This window comes from Pseudomonas sp. HR1, assembly GCF_030175875.1.
GTDB lineage: Bacteria > Pseudomonadota > Gammaproteobacteria > Pseudomonadales > Pseudomonadaceae > Chryseomonas > Chryseomonas oryzihabitans.
The window spans coordinates 179,983-197,424 of record NZ_JASNRF010000006.1; the positions used below are offsets into that span (position 1 = coordinate 179,983).

The window sequence follows — 17,442 nt, forward strand, 5'->3', positions numbered from 1 at the left end:
GGAGGACTGACCATGGCACTGCTCGACGTTAAAGACCTGCGCATCGACATTCCTCTGGGGGACGACACCCTGCACGCCGTGCGCGGCCTGGACCTGCAGGTGGAGCGGGGCGAGATGCTCTGCCTGGTGGGCGAATCCGGCTGCGGCAAGTCGCTCACCTCCCTGGCGCTGATGGACCTCCTGCCGCGCCAGGCCCGGCGCCAGGCGGCGCGCCTGACGCTGGGCGAGCACGACCTGCTGACCCTGGGTGAAAGGGGCATGCGCGACCTGCGCGGCAATCGCCTGGCGATGATCTTCCAGGAGCCCATGACCGCCCTCAATCCGGCCTACAGCATCGGCGACCAGCTCACCGAGGTGCTGCGGCGCCACCGTAGGCTGGACCGCAAGGCCGCCTGGGCCCGCGCCGAGGCCATGCTGGAAAAGGTCGGCATCAGCAACGCCGGCGAGCGCCTGCGCCAGTATCCACACCAGCTCAGCGGCGGATTGCGCCAGCGGGTGGTCATCGCCATGGCGCTGCTCTGCGAGCCGGACCTCATTATCGCCGACGAACCCACCACCGCGCTGGACGTCACCATCCAGGCGCAGATCCTGCACCTGCTGCGCGACCTGCAGCGGGAATTCGGCACGGCCATCGTCTTCATCACCCACGACCTAGGGCTGGTGGCGCGCATCGCCGACCGGGTGGCGGTGATGTATGCCGGCCAGATCGTCGAGCAGGCGCCGGCCGCCGAACTCTTCGCCACGCCGCGACACCCCTATACCCGTGGCCTGCTGGCGAGCATCCCGGTACCGGGTCGGACCCGTCCCGGGCAGCCGCTGGACGCCATTCCCGGCCTGGTACCCAGTCTGGTCGGCGAGCAGCACGGCTGCGCCTTTCGCAACAGATGCCCGCAGGCGGTGGCGGCCTGCGCCGACAGCGTGCCCTTGCTGGAGGAGGGCGCGCACCTGGCGCGTTGTCATTTCGCCCTGCCCAGCGAACCCCTGCGCCGGGTCGGAGGTGTGCGATGAGCCGCGAGATCGCCCTGGAGCTGTGCGACATCCGCCGCGAATTCACCCTGGGTCGCGGCCTGTTCCGTCCGCCTGCCACCCTCAAGGCGGTGGATGGCATCTCGCTGCGGCTCTATCGCGGCGAGACCCTGGGGCTAGTGGGGGAATCGGGGTGCGGCAAGAGCACCCTGGCCAAGCTGCTGCTGGGGCTGCTGGCGCCCACCAGCGGCGACATCCTGGTGGGTGGCGAGCACCTGCGTGGGGTGGACCGCAAGCGCATGGCCCGGCACATCCAGCCGATCTTCCAGGATCCTTATTCGTCGCTCAATCCGCGCAAGACGGTGCGCCAGATCGTGGCGCTGCCGCTCCAGGTGCATGGCCTGGGCACGCCCGCCGAGCAGCAACGCCGGGTCGCGGAGATGCTCGACGTGGTGGGCTTGCCGCGCCGCGCGGCCGACAGCCACCCCGGTCAGCTCAGTGGCGGCCAGCGCCAGCGGGTGGCCATCGCCCGCGCCCTGGTGATGCGCCCGGACGTGCTGATCTGCGACGAACCCACCTCGGCGCTGGACGTCTCGGTGCAGGCGCAGATCCTCAATCTGCTGCTGGAACTCAAGCGAGAATTCGGCCTGACCTATCTGCTCATCAGCCACAACCTGGCGGTGGTGGAACACCTGGCCGACCGGGTGGCGGTGATGTACCTCGGCAAGATCGTCGAGGAGCGGGAGCGGGCGGCGCTGTTCGCCCAGCCGGCGCATCCCTATACCCGGGCGCTGCTGGACGCGGTGCTGACCCCTGATCCAGCGCTGGGGCTCCCGGCGCTGGGCCTGGGCGGCAGCTTTCCCAATCCCATCTCGCCGCCCAGCGGCTGCGCCTTCCATCCCCGCTGCCCGCGCTGCTTCGGCCCCTGCGCCGAGCGCTATCCGGAACGCGAAACCATCCCTGGCGGCAGCAAGCGCTGCCACCTGCCCGAACCCGCCTGACCCCGGAGTCCGCCATGACCAGCCGTACCCATGCCCTTGAGCTTGCCGCCGCGCACTTCGACAGCGGCGCCTTCCGTGCCCGGCTCGCCACCGCCGTGGCCCATCCCACCGAAAGCCAGGAACCCGAGCGCCAGGCGGAGCTGGGCCGCTACCTGGATGACTTCATCGCCCCCTACGTGGCCAGTCTCGGCTTCACCAGTCGCCGGCTGGACAACCCGGTCGCCGGCAAGGGGCCCTTGCTGATCGCCGAGCGGATCGAGGACCCGACGCTGCCGACCCTGCTCAGCTATGGCCACGGCGACGTGGTGCGCGGCGATGCCAGCCGCTGGCGCGAAGGCATCGCGCCCTGGACGCTGGTGGAGCAGGGCGAGCGCTGGTACGGCCGCGGTACCGCCGACAACAAGGGCCAACACCTGCTCAACCTGGCGGCGCTGGAGCAGGTGATCGCCGCGCGCGGCGGACGCCTGGGCTACAACGTCAAGTTGCTGCTGGAAATGGGTGAGGAGATCGGCTCGGTCGGCCTGCGCACCTTTTGCCAGGAGCAGCGCCAGGCCCTGGCCGCCGACCTGTTCATCGCCTCCGACGGTCCGCGGGTCTCGGCATCCCGGCCCACGCTGTTCCTGGGTGCCCGGGGCACCTTCAACTTCGACCTGCACCTGGACCTGCGCGAAGGCGGCCATCACTCCGGCAACTGGGGCGGGCTGCTGGCCAACCCCGGCATCATCCTCGCCCATGCCCTGGCCAGCCTGGTGGATGCCCAGGGCCAGATCCAGGTCGCGGGGCTCAAGCCCACCGAGCTGCCCGCACCGGTGCGCCGTGCCCTGGCCGACATCGAGGTGGGCGGCGCGCCGGGCGATCCGGCCATCGATCCCCACTGGGGCGAGCCCGGGCTGACCCCGGCCGAACGCGTCTACGGCTGGAACACCTTCGAACTGCTGGCCTTCACCACCGGCAATCCCGAGGCACCGGTCAATGCCATTCCTGGCACTGCCCGTGCCCACTGCCAGATCCGCTTCGTCGCCGGCTGCGACTGTACGACCTTCATTCCGCTGATCGAGGCGCACCTGGCCGAGCGGGGTTTCGCCGCCGTGCGGGTCACCCGGGCCAAGGACGAGATCCTCCACGCCTCGCGGCTGGACCCGGAGAATCCCTGGGTGGACTGGGCCCTGACGTCCCTGACCCACACCCTGGGCGAAAAGCCCGCCTTGCTGCCCAATTTCGGCGGTGGCTTGCCCAATGACATCTTTGCCGACATCCTCGAACTGCCCACCCTGTGGGTACCCCATTCCTATCCCGCCTGCTCCCAGCATGCGCCCAACGAGCATCTCCTGGCCCCGGTCGTGCGGCAGGGGCTGCAACTCATGGCCGGGCTGTTCTGGGACCTGGGCGATCGCTGGAGCCGCAGCTGATGTCCCTTGCCAAGACTACCGCCCTGGAGTGGCTCGCCACCCAGCGCGAGCCGATGACCCGCCTGCTGCAACGCCTGGTCGATACCGATTCCAACAGCTACGACAAGGCTGGCGTGGATGCAGTCGGCGCCGTGCTCACCGCTGCCCTGGCCGAGGATGGCATCGAGGTCGTCCGGACGCCGGTGACCGACTTCGGTGACGTCCTCGTCGCACAGGTGGGGCCTGCCACGGGCGCCGCGGTGCTGCTGCTGGGCCATCGCGACACCGTCTTTCCGCCGGGCACCGTGGCCAGCCGCGGCTTCACCCAGGATGCCCGCCAGGCCTACGGCCCCGGTGTCGCGGACATGAAGGGTGGCCTGGTGGCGAGTTGCTTCGCCTTGCGCGCGCTCAAGCGTGCCGGCGAGCTGCCATTCCCGGTACGGGTGCTCTACACCGGTGACGAGGAGATCGGCTCCGGCACGGCGCGTCCTCATCTGGAAGCCGCGGCGCGCGCGGCCCGGGCGGTACTGAACTGCGAGCCCGGACGGGTCAGCGGCAACGTGGTCAAGGCGCGCAAGGGGGGCGCCAGCCTCACCATTAAGGTCAGCGGGCGGGCGGCTCATTCCGGGGTCAACCACGCCGAAGGCGCCAGCGCTATCCAGGCCCTGGCGCTCAAGGTGATCAAGTTGCATGCCCTGACCGACTACGGGCGCGGCATCACCACCAACGTCGGCCTCATCGAGGGCGGCACCTCCAGCAATACCGTCGCGCCCGGTGCCACCGCGCGCCTGGACGTGCGCTTCGTCGCCCTGGCCGACTGGCCCGAACTGCAGGCGCGCATCGAGGCCATCGTCGCCGAAGAAGAGCTGCCGGGAACCCGGGCCAGCGTCACCATCACCGGCCTGTTCCTGCCCATGGAAGAGCACCTGAGCCGTGACTTGCTGGCGCTCTACCAGCGCGAGGCGCAGGCACTTGGCTTCAGCGTGGAGGGGGAGTTCACCGGTGGTTGCGCCGATTCCGGCTTTACCGCAAGCCTGGGTGTGCCCACCCTCTGTGGCCTGGGCCCGGTCGGTGGCAAGGTGCATACCGATGCCGAATTCCTGGTGCTCGACACCCTGGTTCCGCGCACCCAGGCGCTGGTCGCCACCATCCTCGCCCTGGCCGTAAAGGTCTGATGACGAGCCGCTTCAGTTCTTGGCAATGTTTAGGGCTGCTCGGATCAGGCGAAGGGAAAAAGAGCTGGGGAAAGATCAATGCTGCTGCTTGGGCATAAATGAAAAGGTCGTAGCATTCCAAAGCGGAGCCAATCCAACCACTCGCGGTGGCCTTCCTGGCCTGCTTGGTAGGGTGCTGTTCTGTCTCGGTTGCCGTGGTTAACTGAATGCTCCAGTTATTGTTTTTATAGATCTGGCAGGGCGGCGAAAACAGCCGTGGTACCCGTAAGGCAGCGCATGACTAGACGCTATGCCAAAGACTCAGATAGGGCCGATTTCCATGATCGAGCCGCTCTTCGCGGCTGCTGAGATAGCCTCGGTGATGATGAGATTCCGCAGGCCGTCGCGCACAGAAACCAGTGGCGATTCCGTGCCTCGTATGACGTTGCAGAAGTGCTCAAGCTGGATCTCAAGCGGGTCGTGGCGCTCAACACCAGCAACGCCTGTTTGGAAGGGCTTCCACCAGGATCGGTCTTCGACCCTTTCGTAGTATTTGAGACGCATAGTGGGCACTGACAACGAGCCGTTTTTCCCACTGATGACGTAGCAGTCCTCATCTTCGTAGGATGGATAGCTCGCGTTTTCCTGCGATGTTTGTTCCCAGCTGCGGGCGCATCCAGAGCTGTCGGAAAGCAGGAAGGAACCGAGCGCTCCACTCTCAAAGCGCAGGCCGATACACACGGTATCTTCGACGGGAAACCCGCGCGCTGCGCTGGACTGCATCGCCTGAACGGCAACAATCTCGCCGCACAGCGAACGCAAGTTGCCTATTTCATGGATCATGTTGATCAGAATGGGGCCGCCGCCTTCCTGGCGCCGCCAGATGGCAGCGTCGAAGTAGTCATCTGGTTTGTAGAATAAAGCGCTGCCTTGGACAGCAACGATGTCTCCCAGGATGTCGTCGCGTATGACCTCTCGCGCCTTGGCAAGGATGGGGCTATGCGCCCGATGATGACCTACGAGCAGCCTGGCACCCGTTGCGTCGGCGACCGCGAGTAACCGCTTACCTTCCGCAACGCTATGCGCCACCGGCTTCTCGATCAGCGCGGCAACACCCGCTTCAATGCATTGCAGGGTCTGTTCGACGTGTAGAGCGTTAGGTGTGGCAAGAATTACGCCGTCAGGCTTGTCTTCTGCGAAGCAGGCAGAAAGATCTGCATAGTGCGTGACGCCTAGTGAATCCAGGTATTGGGCATCGATTTCAAGCGGATCGACAACCGCTGCCAGTTCACAAGAAGGACTCGCCTTGATGAGTTCGATATGGCGGCGCCCGATGAGGCCGGCACCGGCTACCGCAATTCTGATTTTAGACATGCTTTGATCTTCGTGAGCATTATTGTTGTAAATCGCGACGCAATTGGGGGCGCGATTCGATCTGCTAGGATCAAGGCTACTATCAACCCCAGATGCTATAATTGTCCTTCATGGAAAATCAGAATTCTCCACTAGTGAACAATGATCCCTTCCTGAGGGATCTGCTCCTGTTCTCCGTGATCGCCAAACGCGGCAGTTTTAGCGCCGCAGGTACAGAGCTTGGGATCTCTCCCGCTCACGTCAGCAAACGTGTTCTGGCGCTGGAGGAGACGCTGAGCTGCAAGCTTTTCAACCGGACAACCAGGCGGGTTTCGATCACCAAGGATGGCGAGACGATGCTTGTCTGGGCACAAACGATCATGGACAACGTCAATGGAATGCTTGAAACGTCGCTGGGTGACCGCGTCGAACCCAGAGGCACGCTGCGTATCAGCACGAGCCAACGGATGGGGCGCTTTCACATCGCACCTGTTCTGGCGCTGCTCAGGAAACGCTACCCCAAGTTGGAGGTTTGGCTTGAGCTGGTTGACCGTCGAACTGACTTGGTTGCAGAGCAATTCGACATCGACATCCGAGTGGGTGAAGTCAACGAGCAGAACCTGATTGTTCACAAGATTGCAGATAGCAAACGGATTCTCTGTGCCGCTCCGAGCTATCTGGAAGAACGAGGCTGCCCAACCGCGCTAAGCGACCTTCAACGCCACGACTGTCTATTGTTCCGTGGCAGGGATCAGAGTTTCGGTGTATGGCGGCTGGAGGGGCCAAATGGCCTTGAGTCGGTAAAGGTGACAGGGCCAATGGCATCCAATCACAGTGATGTCGTTCGGGAGTGGGCCCATGAAGGATTCGGCATCATCATGGCATCGACCTGGGACGTGGCGCCGAGCATCAGAAATGGCACGCTTGTCCGTGTCCTACGTGAACATTACCAGCCAGCTGACGTATCCGCCGTCACCACGATTCGGGCTTCCGGGTCGATGAAGATCAGGGTCTGCCTGGAGTTCTTGAGTGATCACCTGAGTTCCGGCCCGTACGCACTCTTGGCTGAGACCACGGCCAACGGGTTGTCAGGGCCCGACGCTGATACCAACAGCACGCAGGCAACTGTGTACTGAACGGGCGCCGCTCGGTACCCGTCCCTCCCTAGGCGCCACCCGCCGAATCAGATGGGCAACAACCCATCGGTCTTGATCTCGTTCAGCACGAAAAAGGTGCGCACCTGGCGCACGCCGGGTAGGGCGATCAGCCGCTCGCTGTGCAGGCGATTGAAAGCCGCGATGTCCTTGACCCTGAGCTTGATGAAGTAGTCCACGTCGCCGGCCACCAGGTAGCACTCCAGCACCGGGGGCAGGGCGCGTGCGGCCGCCTCGAAGGCCTGGAAGGATTCGGGGGTCGACCTGTCCAGCACCACGCCCACCAGCACCGCGGTCTCCCGTTGCACCGCCTTGGGGTCCACATGGGCCCTGACACCGGTGATGACCCCGCTCTCGAACAGCTTGCGCGTGTGGTTCCAGCAGGCGCTCGGGCTCAGGGAAACCTGGCGCGCCAGCTCGGCATTGCTGAGCCGTCCGTCCTGTTGCAGAGCGCGCAGGATCTTGCGTTCGACCGAGGTGAGTTCCGCAGCTTCGCTCATCGAAAGATTCTCCTTGAAAAGTGGTTTCTGGAAGAACGTCTATAGGAGGAAATCGAGGTAGCCAAAAGGAAAGCAGATTTCGTACCGCTCATTCGAAAGCACCTTTTTCAGCGTTTTCCCTAGCATTGAAGGCGTTCTCTCACCACTGGAGTCGCTGCTATGTCCCTGGATCTCGAAAAACGTTTTCCCCGCGTCAAGCTCGGTTATTTCCCGTCGCCCCTGCACAAGCTGGAGCGCATGTCGAAGGACCTCGGTATCGAACTCTGGGCCAAGCGTGACGACGTCTCCTCCGGTCTCGCCTATGGCGGCAACAAGGTGCGCAAGCTGGAATGGCTGGCCGCCGATGCCCTGGCGCAGGGCTGCGATACCCTGGTGTCCATCGGCAACATCCAGTCGAACCACACGCGCCAGGTCGCCGCCGTCGCCGCGGTGCTGGGCATGAAGTGCCGGCTGGTCCAGGAGGAATGGACCAAGTGGGAAGACCCGGTCTACGACAAGGTCGGCAACATCCTGCTGTCGCGGCTGATGGGCGCCCAGACGCTGTTGGAAGGCGAGGGCTATTCCACCGCGGTGAAAGCCACCTGGGAGCGCGCCCTGGACGAGGTGCGGCGTGAGGGCGGCAAGCCCTACGCCATTCCCGCCGGCGCCTCGGACCATCCCCTGGGGGGCCTCGGCTATGCCCATTTCGCCGACGAGCTGGCGGCGCAGGAACGCGACCAGGGCCTCTTCTTCGATACCGTGGTCACGGCCACCTGCACCGGTTCGACCCAGGGCGGCATGGTGGTGGGCTTTCGCGCCCAGGAGCGCGAGCGTCGCCTGATCGGTATCGACACGGCGGCGGACGCCGCAATGACCCGCGCCGCGGTGACCAAAATCGCGCGCAACACCGCCGAGATGATTGGCCTGGACAAGGAGATCCGCGACGAGGACGTCATCATCGAGCCGCGTTTCTGCGGCCCCGACTACGGCTTGCCGGATGGCCCCACCGTCGAGGCCATCCGCTACACCGCGCAGATGGAGGGGATGCTCACCGACCCGGTCTACGAGGGCAAATCCATGGCCGGGCTGATCGCCATGGCGCGCAGTGGCGAGATCGCCAAGGGCAGCCGGGTGCTCTATGTTCACCTCGGGGGCGCACCGGCGCTCAACGCCTATCACAACGCCTTCGCCTGAGCCCAGGCTTCGACCGGTCACGAGGAGGTCCAGCATGACGAGCCAACCCTGGACAGCGGTAGACGACCTCCGACCGGCCGTGGCGCTGGTCATCCTGCATGGCGATCTCGACCCCGCGGTGACGGCTGAATTGCGCAGCGGCTTGCCCGGTTGCAGCGACCTCCCGGTGCTGCAGCTGGAGGACGCCGTCGGGTTGCACGAGGAGTGGCTGGCGCAGGGGCCACGCAGCCGGATCGTGGGGTTGTTGTCCCGGCTGGGCGGTGACTGCCTGCTGTTGGCGGTCGAGCCGGAAGGCGTTAACGAGCTGGAATGGCTGGGATCAGTCGCCGGGCAACGCCTGCAACGGTTCACCAGCGGCACCCCCACGCGCGAGCTGGTCGCCCGCCTACAGCAGCTCAGACGCGAGCGCCTGCTGGCGGTGTTGCCGCTTTAAGGGTGGCCGTCAGGCCAGCCGCTCGACCTGTTCGGCGATCAGCGCCCTGATCGCCCGCAGGCAGCGCAGCTCGCCGGCGAAGACTGCCCGCAACTCCGGTCGCGTGGCGGCCAGAACCTGATTCTCCCGCTCGGTCTGTTCCAGCAACTGCTGAGCCTGGGAGGGCAGGCGCTGGCGCAGGCGTTGCAACTGGGCGGCGGCCGGCGAGCGCTTGATACCCAGCACCTCGGCGGCATCCAGCAATCGCTCGCGGTCGACGGCCGCCAGCCGGTTTTCACCGAGGATCGGCCAGGCGAGGGTGGTTGCGTCCGGCCAGCGCTGCTGGTCGAAGGCGCGACTTTCGTATACGGCCGTACAGAGCAGGTCATAGCAGGGCGCCAGGGCGAGTCCCCGCGGTGAGACCAGAAAGCCCAGATTCTTCAGATGGGCATCGGTATTGCCCACCAGCACGTTGAACGCCAGCCAATTGAACAGCCGCGTCCGGGTCACGGCGGGCGCTTCGCATAGCCGTGCCAGCTCGGCCAACCGCTCCACGCTGCCTGCCTGGTACTTGAAATGACGATCCAGCCCCAGCACCTGGCAGGCGTCGATGCCATGGCGTCGCTGCCAGCCGCCCGGGGTGCGGACGCGGTCGAAGCGCTCGATCAGATAGACCGGCTCGGGCACGTAGCGGCGCTCGACGGCAGGAACGATCAGCCCGGCCATACCCGCCAGGCGCATGGTGAACCACTCGTTGATTACCGAATGGGCGAAGGCTTCGTGGGGATGGTCCGGCTTGAGGATATGGGTCGAGGGCAGGGCGCCCACGGGTTCCTGCAGCCCCTGCTCATCAAGGATCACCGCCAGCTTGTGCTGGGCGCCGGCCAGCGACATGCGCTTGTGCGCCTCGTGGGTCAGTGGCAGCTGCGGCATGGCCTTGATCCGTCGGGAGAGGTCGGCGTCGCTCAGGGGGCGGCGATCCCCCGGTGGCAGGCGCTGGCCTTCGGCGAGCAGGGTAAGGGAGCCGGCGGACTCGGCGCCGTACCAGCTGAGCAGGGCGAAGGCATCGGCGGCCTCCAGACGCGCATCCTGGGCGAGCAGTTGCCGCTGGCCTTCCTCGGGTAGCAGGTTGTCGAAGTACCACTGCACCGGTCGCTGCGAACTGCCATCGATCAGCGGCTCTGGCTGCAAGGGCAATTGCGGACAGAGTCCGAAGGCCTGCCAACCGGATTCGTACTGGAATGACCAGATACCGTTCTCGTCAGCCAGCCGACCCACCAGCTGGTCGTCGATCCAGGCCAGGAGTTCACGCCTCATGGTGTCCGGGTATCCGGCTGGGCTTCCACCTCGGGGGGCAGATCCACGATCAGGCGCACGCCCAGGCCTTCCAGTACCTGAAACAGCTTGCCCCACTGAACGGTTTCGCCGCCGCGCTCGACCTTGCCGAGAAAGTTTTCACTGACGCCGAGGCTACCGGCGGCGTCGTCCTGGCGCAGGGCCTGGGCCTTGCGCGCCTGGCGGACGAGGGCGCCGAGGTCGGCGGCATTCTTGAGTAGCACCTGCATGATTGATCCTCACGAGCGTGAGGATCAGGCTAACGCCAAAGGGATAGCCGGTGCAATCCTCAAGATCGTGAGGATTTTAGCTATCCAGGCTGTTATGCAGATCGATTCCTTACGTTCGTGAGGATTTATCCCTGCAGTCACCGTCGCGCGCCCAGCTGCTGGGGCGCCAGGAAGGCGCTGTGGAAGTAGCTGCGAAAGGCCTGCATGGCCGGCGTCAGCGGATGCTCCCTATGCCAGGCCAGCCCCACGCTCATGGGCGTAATGGGCTCCACCAGGGTGCGGGTCTCCAGCCGTTTGCCCTCCAGCGACCAGGGCCGATAGACCAGATCGGAAAGAATGGCGACACCGCTGCCGTTGGCCACCATGCTGCGCACGGCCTCCACCGAGCTGGTACGCAACCGCACCTGGGGCTCATGACCGGCCTGGCGCCAATAGCGCATGGCGCTCTGTTCGGCCTCGTCGACGGTGAGCAGGACATAGGGCTCGCGGGCGACATCGGCCAGGCTGACGTTGGGTCGATCGCGCAAGGGATGGCCACTGGGCAGCCAGAGCCGGCGTTCGGAATTGAAGAGCGTCTCGGAGACGATGTCCTCGTGGGTCAGGTTGGCGGTCAGCACCACCGCCATGTCGATGCGCCTGTCCAGCAGCGCCTCTTCGATGGCCTGGCGCTCCTGCTCGTGTACCGCCACCGTCACCTCGGGATAGAGCTGTGCCAGGCGTTGCAGGTGGTGGGGGAGGAAGTAGCCGATCACCGTATAGCTGGCGGCAATGCGCAACTCGCCGCTGGCGCGGTGATCGGGCAGGGCGCTGCTGAGGGCGTCGTCGACGCCGCGCAGAATACCGTAGGCATGGTTGAGGAAATGCCGACCGGCATCGGTCAGCGCCATCCCTTGCGCCGAACGGACGAACAGACTGGTGCTCAGCAGGCCCTCCAGTTCCTGGATGGCGCTGGTCACCGCCGACTGGGAAATGTTCAGGTGGATGGCCGCCTGGGAGATCTGCCCCAGTTCTGCCGTCGCGGTGAAATAACGGAGTTGGCGCAGGGTGAGGGCCATGGCGACTGTCCTGAGGTATCGATTTTTCCGAACACTGGGCTTTGGATAATAAATCTTCCCAAGGGGGCAGGGCAGTCCTAAGGTCGAGGACAACGCACCGCTGCCAGGGGATACCGCAATGATCGAGGTAGATTTCAATTCCGACATGGGCGAGGGCTTTGGCGCCTGGACGCTGGGTGACGGCGTGGACGACCAGCTGCTCGACCTGGTCAGCTCGGCCAATATCGCCACCGGCTTCCATGCCGGCGATCCAGGCCTCATGCAGCGCACCGTGCAGCAGGCCAAGGCCCGCAACGTGGCCATCGGCGCCCATCCGGGCTATCGCGACCTGGTGGGGTTCGGCCGTCGGCCCCTGCAGATGCCCGCCGACGAACTGGTGGCCGATATCGTCTATCAGCTCGGCGCCCTGCGTGAATTCGCCCGGCTGCACGGCCTGCGGCTGCAGCATCTCAAGCCCCATGGTGCGCTGTTCATGCACCTGGCCCGGGACGAGGCGGCGGCCCGGCTGCTGGTGGAGACGCTGCAACGCCTCGAACCCGGGCTGCTGCTCTATTGCCTGCCCGATTCGGCCACCTGGCGCATCGGTCGCGAGCTGGGCCAGCCCCTGGTGCGTGAGTTCTATGCCGACCGGGACTATGACGCCAGCGGCTCCATCGTCCTGGTCCGGCGCATGGGCGCGCTGGATCCTCAGGCGGTGGCCGACCGGGTGCTCAAAGCCTGCCAGCAGGGACGGGTCGCCACGGTGGAGGGGGGCGAGGTCGAGGTGGCCTTCGAATCCATCTGCCTGCACAGCGACACCCCCGGGGCGCTGGGCCTGGCCCAGGCCATCCGCCAGCGCCTGGAGGCCGCCGGCATCGCCATCCGCGCCCCGGGCGCCGGCTAGTTTTCCATGCGGACACCGGCGCCAAGATGCCGGGTCCTCCTGCCCTTAGCTACGCCTGCCTTTCCGACAACATTGCCCAGAAGAGGAATCGTCATGGCCGAACATTCGGTGCTCTCGCCCCTGCCCGGAACGTTCTATCGCAAACCCACGCCCGATGCGGCGCCCTATGTGGATGTCGGGGAAACCGTCACCGCCGGCACCGTGATCGGCCTGGTCGAGGTGATGAAGCAATTCTCCGAGGTTCACGCCGAGGTCGCCGGGACCCTGACGGCCTTTGCCGTCGAGGACGGGGATCCGGTCGAGCCGGGTCAGTTGCTGGCTACCCTGAACGGGGCCGCCTCGTGAATACGACAGGGGGCGGCATCCGCCGTCTGCTGGTGGCCAATCGCGGCGAGATCGCCGTCCGTATCCTGCGTGCCGCCAAGGCGCTGGACATCGAGACGGTACTGGCCTGCAGCGAGGCTGACCGGGATTCGCTGGCGGCGCGCCAGGCCGATGCCGTGGTGGTGATCGGCCCGGCGCGGGCGGATCGCAGCTACCTCAATACAGAGGCTCTGCTCACGGCCTTGCGAGACAGCGGCGCCGATGCGGTGCATCCCGGCTATGGCTTCCTGGCCGAGAACGCCGCCTTTGCCGATGCGGTGGAGGAGGCCGGTGCCATCTTTGTCGGCCCTTCGGGTGACATCATCCGCCGCATGGGCGACAAGGCCGAGGCGCGGCGCACCGCGCTGGCGGCTGGCGTGCCGGTGGTACCGGGCTCTGCCGGCGAACCGGCCGATATAGAGGCCGCCATAGCGGCAGCCGCGACGGTGGGATATCCGCTGCTGATCAAGGCATCGGCCGGAGGAGGAGGCCGGGGCATCCGCCTGGCGCGCGACGCCGCCGAGCTGGCGCGGGAGTTTCCCATCGCCCAGCGTGAAGCCCAGACCGCCTTTGGCAGCGGCGCCCTCTATCTGGAGCGCTTCATCGAGCGCGCTCGGCATATAGAGGTGCAGATCCTTGGCGATGGCCAGCGCGCCGTGCATCTGTTCGAGCGCGAATGCTCGCTGCAGCGGCGCCGGCAGAAGCTCCTGGAAGAGGCGCCATCGCCGGTCCTGAGCGCCGCCCAGCGCGAGACCCTTTGCGCCAGCGCGGTACGCCTGGCCGAAAGCCTCGGCTATCGTGGCGCCGGCACCCTGGAATACCTGTTCGACGAAGCCCGTGGCGAGTTCTTCTTCATCGAGATGAACACCCGCATCCAGGTGGAGCATCCGGTCTCCGAGATGGTCACCGGCATCGATCTGGTCCAGGCCATGTTGCGCATCGCCGGAGGTGAACCCCTGGGGCTGCGCCAGGAAGACATCCATTTGCAGGGCGCCGCCATCGAGCTGAGACTCAACGCCGAAGATCCGGCGCGCAATTTCTTTCCCAGCCCCGGGACCGTCGAGCAGCTCGCCTGGCCGCAGGGTCCGGGCATCCGCGTCGACAGTCATCTCTATGCAGGCTACCGAGTGCCGCCTTATTACGACTCGCTGCTGGCCAAGCTCATCGCCCATGGCGCCGATCGCGGCGAGGCCCTGGCCCGTGCTCGCCAGGCGCTGGACCAGTTGCGTCTGACCGGCATGGCTACTACCGCCAGTCTGCATCGCCGCCTGCTGGACGAACCTTGGGTGATCGAAGCCCGCTTCGACACCGGTACCCTGGAACACTGGTTGGCCGAGGAGATTCCCGCATGACGACCGCGATCCGCTATAGCTTCGGCGGCGACGAGCACCTGTTCGTCGAATTGTCCGAAAGCATGTCCCTGGAGGCGTTTTTCCGTGGCCTGGCCATGACCCGCGCGGTGCAGGCGCTGCAACTGCCCGGCATCCACGACATCTGCCTGGCCAATGCCTCCTTCCAGATCCGCTTCGATCCCGATGTCCTGCCGCCCGACCGGCTGCTGGCCGCCGTCCAGGGCGTGGAAGACCAGGCGGTGGCCGAGCGCCAACTGGCCACGCGTCTGATCGAGATCCCGGTGCTCTACAACGATCCCTGGACCCACGAGACGCTGATGCGCTTTCGCGATCGCCACCAGGATCCGACCGCTACCGATCTGGAATACGCCGCGCGCATCAACGGCCTGGCCGATGTCGAGGCCTTCATCGAGGCCCACAGCGGCGCGCCCTGGTTCGTCTCCATGGTGGGCTTCGTCGCCGGATTGCCGTTCATGTTCCAGATGGTCGAGGCCGAGCGGCAGCTGCAGGTCCCCAAGTACCTGCGACCCCGCACCGACACGCCCAAGCAGACCCTCGGCCACGGCGGCTGCTTCGGCTGCATCTACTCGGTACGAGGCGCCGGCGGCTACCAGATGTTCGGCGTGACGCCGGCGCCCATCTACGAACCGGCCCAGCGCCTCGATTACCTGCAGGACCACATGGTGTTCTTCCGGCCCGGCGACATCGTCCGTTTCCGCGCCATCGACCGCGCCGAATACGACCGGATGCTGGCCGAGGTAGAGGAGGGTAGCTTCACCCTGAATATCCGTCCGGTGGACTTTTCCCTGGACGCCTTTCTCGACGATCCCCGTGGCTATCCGCGCACCCTGATGGAGGAGCCGGCATGATCAAGGTACTCAAACCCGGCCTGGCCACCTCGATCCAGGATCTTGGTCGCGAAGGCTACTACCACCTGGGCATCCCGCCGTCCGGGGCCATGGACAGCTATGCCTTGCGCGCGGCCAATCTGCTGGTGGGCAACGCACCCGGCGCCGCCGCCCTGGAATGCACCTTGCTCGGCCCGGAGCTGCACTTTACCGAAGACGCCCTGGTTGCCCTGAGCGGCGCGCGCATGACGCCACGCCTGGACGGCGCCGAAATGCCACTGGACGAAGCCTTCAGCGTGCGCGCCGGCCAGGTGCTCAAGTTCGATTACCTCAAGGCCGGCGCCCGTGGCTATCTGGCCGTGGCGGGCGGTTTCGCCGTGCCCGAGGTGCTGGGCAGTCGCTCGACGTACACCCTGGGCGGCCTCGGTGGCTTCCAGGGCCGAAGGCTCGCCGCGGGTGACGAACTGACTGTCGGAACCCCGGCGACAGGCGCCAAGCCTAGCGTCCGGTTGCCAGTCGACCTGGTGCCGGCTTGCGGTGGCGAGGTGACCCTGCGGGTCGTGCCGGGGCTCTATCATCACCGGCTGACCGCAGACGCCGCCGAGGCCTTTTTCGCCGATACCTGGACAGTGGGCTCCGAAGCCGATCGCATCGGCTACAGATTCAAGGGCGGCCGGCCGTTGCAATTCACGCCGCGCGAACAACCCTTTGGCGCCGGCTCGGATCCGTCCAATATCGTCGACAGCTGTTATCCCATCGGCTCGATCCAGGTACCGGCGGGCCTCGAACCCATCGTCCTGCACCGAGACGCCGTGTCGGGTGGCGGCTACGCCATGATCGGCACGGTCATCAGCAGCGACCTGGATTTGATCGGTCAGCTGCAGCCCAACCAGAAGGCGCGATTCGTGGCGGTAACCCTGGAAGACGCGCTGGCCGCACGGCGTGTGTACAAGGAGCGCCTGCAGCGACTGGAGCAGCTGTTGGCGAGCTAGGGACTCGATGGCAGCCGGTGATCAGTCGAGAGATCCTGAAGGCGTCGTTCGCAACGGACGCGTTTTCAGGATCGTCATGCAAGGAGATCCTGATCGTCGATTAACAGGGCCAGGGTAGGGAAGCCGGAGTCGAAGCAGGTGGCCGAATCAGGGATAAGGTTAAAGACTGGAGGGGATGGCAAAGGGCAGTTGTCAGTCTAGGCCGATATACAATTTAACATAATATACATTATGCGAAGTTATGGTGTTACAGCCAATTAGTAATGTCGCGATCCAGCCAAATAGAAATGTCCCGATCACGTGTGGCGGCTAGCCTAACGGCTTCCCAGCCGATGTGGAGCGATCAGGATGTCAGCCTACGAGCGGATCACGATGAGCCTACGCGAAGTCGATCGCCTCAAGGTCATCCAGGCGGTGACCGAGGGTTTCCTCACACCCACACGCGCTGCCCAGCGCCTGCAGCTGAGTACCCGGCAGGTTCACCGCCTGGTGCAGCGTTACCGGGACGCCGGCGTTTCAGGCCTGACCTCACGTAAGCGTGGCCAGCCCAGCAATCATCAGCTGCGGCCTGGCCTCGAACAGCGTGCCGCCGCTCTGATCCGGCAGCACTACCAGGATTTCGGTCCCACTCTTGCAGCCGAGAAGTTGGCCGAGTGTCACGGCCTGCGTCTGGCCAAGGAAACGGTCAGGCGCATCATGATGGATACCGGCTTCTGGACACCGCGTCGGCAGCGACCGCCCAAGGTGTACCAGCCACGCAATCGCCGAGCCTGCCTGGGCGAGCTAATCCAGATCGATGGCAGCGATCATCGATGGTTCGAGGACCGAGCGCCGGCATGCACCCTACTGGTCTACGTCGACGACGCCACCAGTCGTCTGATGCACTTGGCATTCACCCGTAGCGAGTCGACCTTCAGCTACTTCCAGGCTACCCGGGCCTACCTGGAGGACCACGGTAAGCCCTTGGCGCTCTATAGTGACAAGGCCAGTGTGTTTCGAGTCAACAGCAAAGATGCTCAGGGTGGCGATGGCCACACGCAGTTCGCCAGGGCCATGTTCGAGCTGAACATCGATACCTTCTGCGCCAACTCCAGCCAGGCCAAGGGCCGCGTCGAGCGCGCCCATCTCACCTTGCAGGATCGCCTGGTCAAGGAACTGCGACTACGAAACATCAGCACCGTCGAAGCCGCCAACGCTTATCTGCCGCTCTTCATGGCCGATTACAATCGTCGCTTCGGCAAACCAGCCCGCTCGGACTTCGATGCCCACCGCCCAGTACGTGA

18 protein-coding genes and 1 pseudogene are annotated in these 17,442 nt (G+C 65.3%); 13 read left to right on the top strand and 6 right to left on the bottom strand.

Translation table 11 applies throughout. From position 1 onward, the window contains the following. Window positions 1-12: 12 nt before the first annotated feature. From QKY98_RS20585 to QKY98_RS20600, 4 genes are read left to right on the top strand one after another with little or no spacing between them, the layout of a single operon-like run. On the top strand, window positions 13-1,008 hold the full coding sequence (locus tag QKY98_RS20585) for an ABC transporter ATP-binding protein (protein ID WP_284671501.1): 996 nt from the start codon (window positions 13-15) through the stop codon (window positions 1,006-1,008). Beyond that, window positions 1,005-1,967: an ABC transporter ATP-binding protein gene (locus QKY98_RS20590; RefSeq protein ID WP_027602317.1), complete on the top strand. Its 963-nt coding sequence runs from the start codon at window positions 1,005-1,007 to the stop codon at window positions 1,965-1,967. Before QKY98_RS20585 ends, QKY98_RS20590 begins: the two co-directional genes overlap by 4 nt. Before the next feature lie 14 nt (window positions 1,968-1,981). Then, window positions 1,982-3,376 (top strand): M20 family metallopeptidase, encoded by a 1,395-nt coding sequence (locus tag QKY98_RS20595; RefSeq protein ID WP_284671502.1) that lies wholly within the window; start codon window positions 1,982-1,984, stop codon window positions 3,374-3,376. Continuing rightward, the gene (locus tag QKY98_RS20600; protein ID WP_284671503.1) at window positions 3,376-4,530 is read left to right on the top strand and encodes a M20 family metallopeptidase; all 1,155 of its coding nucleotides are present in this window, start codon (window positions 3,376-3,378) and stop codon (window positions 4,528-4,530) included. Before QKY98_RS20595 ends, QKY98_RS20600 begins: the two co-directional genes overlap by 1 nt. A gap of 40 nt (window positions 4,531-4,570) precedes the next feature. On the opposite strand, the pseudogene QKY98_RS20605 reads toward QKY98_RS20600, so the two are convergent. Continuing rightward, window positions 4,571-4,738 (bottom strand): annotated as a pseudogene (locus tag QKY98_RS20605) (MFS transporter); the annotation flags it as partial. Window positions 4,739-4,830: 92 nt separating this feature from the next. Further along, complete coding sequence (locus QKY98_RS20610; RefSeq protein WP_197851616.1) at window positions 4,831-5,883, bottom strand: Gfo/Idh/MocA family protein; 1,053 nt, start codon at window positions 5,881-5,883, stop codon at window positions 4,831-4,833. Between the two features lie 110 nt (window positions 5,884-5,993). Here QKY98_RS20610 and QKY98_RS20615 point away from each other — a divergent pair, with 110 nt between their 5' ends. After that, on the top strand, window positions 5,994-6,998 hold the full coding sequence (locus QKY98_RS20615) for a LysR family transcriptional regulator (protein WP_284671509.1): 1,005 nt from the start codon (window positions 5,994-5,996) through the stop codon (window positions 6,996-6,998). A 47-nt stretch (window positions 6,999-7,045) separates the two neighbouring features. On the opposite strand, the gene QKY98_RS20620 is transcribed toward QKY98_RS20615, so the two are convergent. Then, complete coding sequence (locus tag QKY98_RS20620; RefSeq protein WP_007161739.1) at window positions 7,046-7,516, bottom strand: Lrp/AsnC family transcriptional regulator; 471 nt, start codon at window positions 7,514-7,516, stop codon at window positions 7,046-7,048. Window positions 7,517-7,675: 159 nt separating this feature from the next. Between QKY98_RS20620 and QKY98_RS20625 the strand changes: the two genes are divergently transcribed. Together QKY98_RS20625 and QKY98_RS20630 are read left to right on the top strand one after the other, a co-directional pair. Further along, entirely contained in the window at window positions 7,676-8,689 is a 1,014-nt protein-coding gene (locus QKY98_RS20625; RefSeq protein WP_074583695.1) for a 1-aminocyclopropane-1-carboxylate deaminase, read from the top strand. A gap of 34 nt (window positions 8,690-8,723) precedes the next feature. Further along, complete coding sequence (locus QKY98_RS20630) at window positions 8,724-9,122, top strand: hypothetical protein (RefSeq protein ID WP_284671504.1); 399 nt, start codon at window positions 8,724-8,726, stop codon at window positions 9,120-9,122. Between the two features lie 9 nt (window positions 9,123-9,131). Here QKY98_RS20630 and QKY98_RS20635 read toward each other — a convergent pair whose 3' ends face one another. The 3 genes from QKY98_RS20635 to QKY98_RS20645 all read right to left on the bottom strand — a co-directional run bounded on the left by QKY98_RS20635 (window position 9,132) and on the right by QKY98_RS20645 (window position 11,721). After that, window positions 9,132-10,418, bottom strand: a complete 1,287-nt coding sequence (locus QKY98_RS20635; RefSeq protein ID WP_278388150.1) for a HipA domain-containing protein — start codon at window positions 10,416-10,418, stop codon at window positions 9,132-9,134. Further along, a complete protein-coding gene (locus QKY98_RS20640) occupies window positions 10,415-10,666 on the bottom strand; it encodes a helix-turn-helix domain-containing protein (RefSeq protein ID WP_007161735.1) in 252 nt (83 codons plus the stop codon). Before QKY98_RS20640 ends, QKY98_RS20635 begins: the two co-directional genes overlap by 4 nt. Before the next feature lie 137 nt (window positions 10,667-10,803). Next, entirely contained in the window at window positions 10,804-11,721 is a 918-nt protein-coding gene (locus QKY98_RS20645) for a LysR family transcriptional regulator (protein ID WP_027602295.1), read from the bottom strand. Window positions 11,722-11,839: 118 nt separating this feature from the next. Between QKY98_RS20645 and QKY98_RS20650 the strand changes: the two genes are divergently transcribed. The 6 genes from QKY98_RS20650 to QKY98_RS20675 all read left to right on the top strand — a co-directional run. Next, window positions 11,840-12,604 carry a 5-oxoprolinase subunit PxpA gene (locus QKY98_RS20650; RefSeq protein ID WP_027599348.1) on the top strand — a complete coding sequence of 255 codons (765 nt, stop codon included), beginning with the start codon at window positions 11,840-11,842 and terminating at the stop codon, window positions 12,602-12,604. Between the two features lie 93 nt (window positions 12,605-12,697). Then, window positions 12,698-12,949: an acetyl-CoA carboxylase gene (locus tag QKY98_RS20655; protein ID WP_027599349.1), complete on the top strand. Its 252-nt coding sequence runs from the start codon at window positions 12,698-12,700 to the stop codon at window positions 12,947-12,949. Next, window positions 12,946-14,319 carry an acetyl-CoA carboxylase biotin carboxylase subunit gene (locus QKY98_RS20660; protein ID WP_284671505.1) on the top strand — a complete coding sequence of 458 codons (1,374 nt, stop codon included), beginning with the start codon at window positions 12,946-12,948 and terminating at the stop codon, window positions 14,317-14,319. Before QKY98_RS20655 ends, QKY98_RS20660 begins: the two co-directional genes overlap by 4 nt. Then, complete coding sequence (locus QKY98_RS20665; RefSeq protein ID WP_027602292.1) at window positions 14,316-15,188, top strand: 5-oxoprolinase subunit B family protein; 873 nt, start codon at window positions 14,316-14,318, stop codon at window positions 15,186-15,188. Before QKY98_RS20660 ends, QKY98_RS20665 begins: the two co-directional genes overlap by 4 nt. Further along, window positions 15,185-16,159, top strand: coding sequence for a 5-oxoprolinase subunit C family protein (locus tag QKY98_RS20670; RefSeq protein ID WP_284671506.1), 975 nt, complete (start codon window positions 15,185-15,187; stop codon window positions 16,157-16,159). Before QKY98_RS20665 ends, QKY98_RS20670 begins: the two co-directional genes overlap by 4 nt. 348 nt (window positions 16,160-16,507) lie before the next feature. Further along, the coding region (locus QKY98_RS20675) for an ISNCY family transposase (RefSeq protein WP_284671507.1) at window positions 16,508-17,442 on the top strand (935 nt) is incomplete at its 3' end.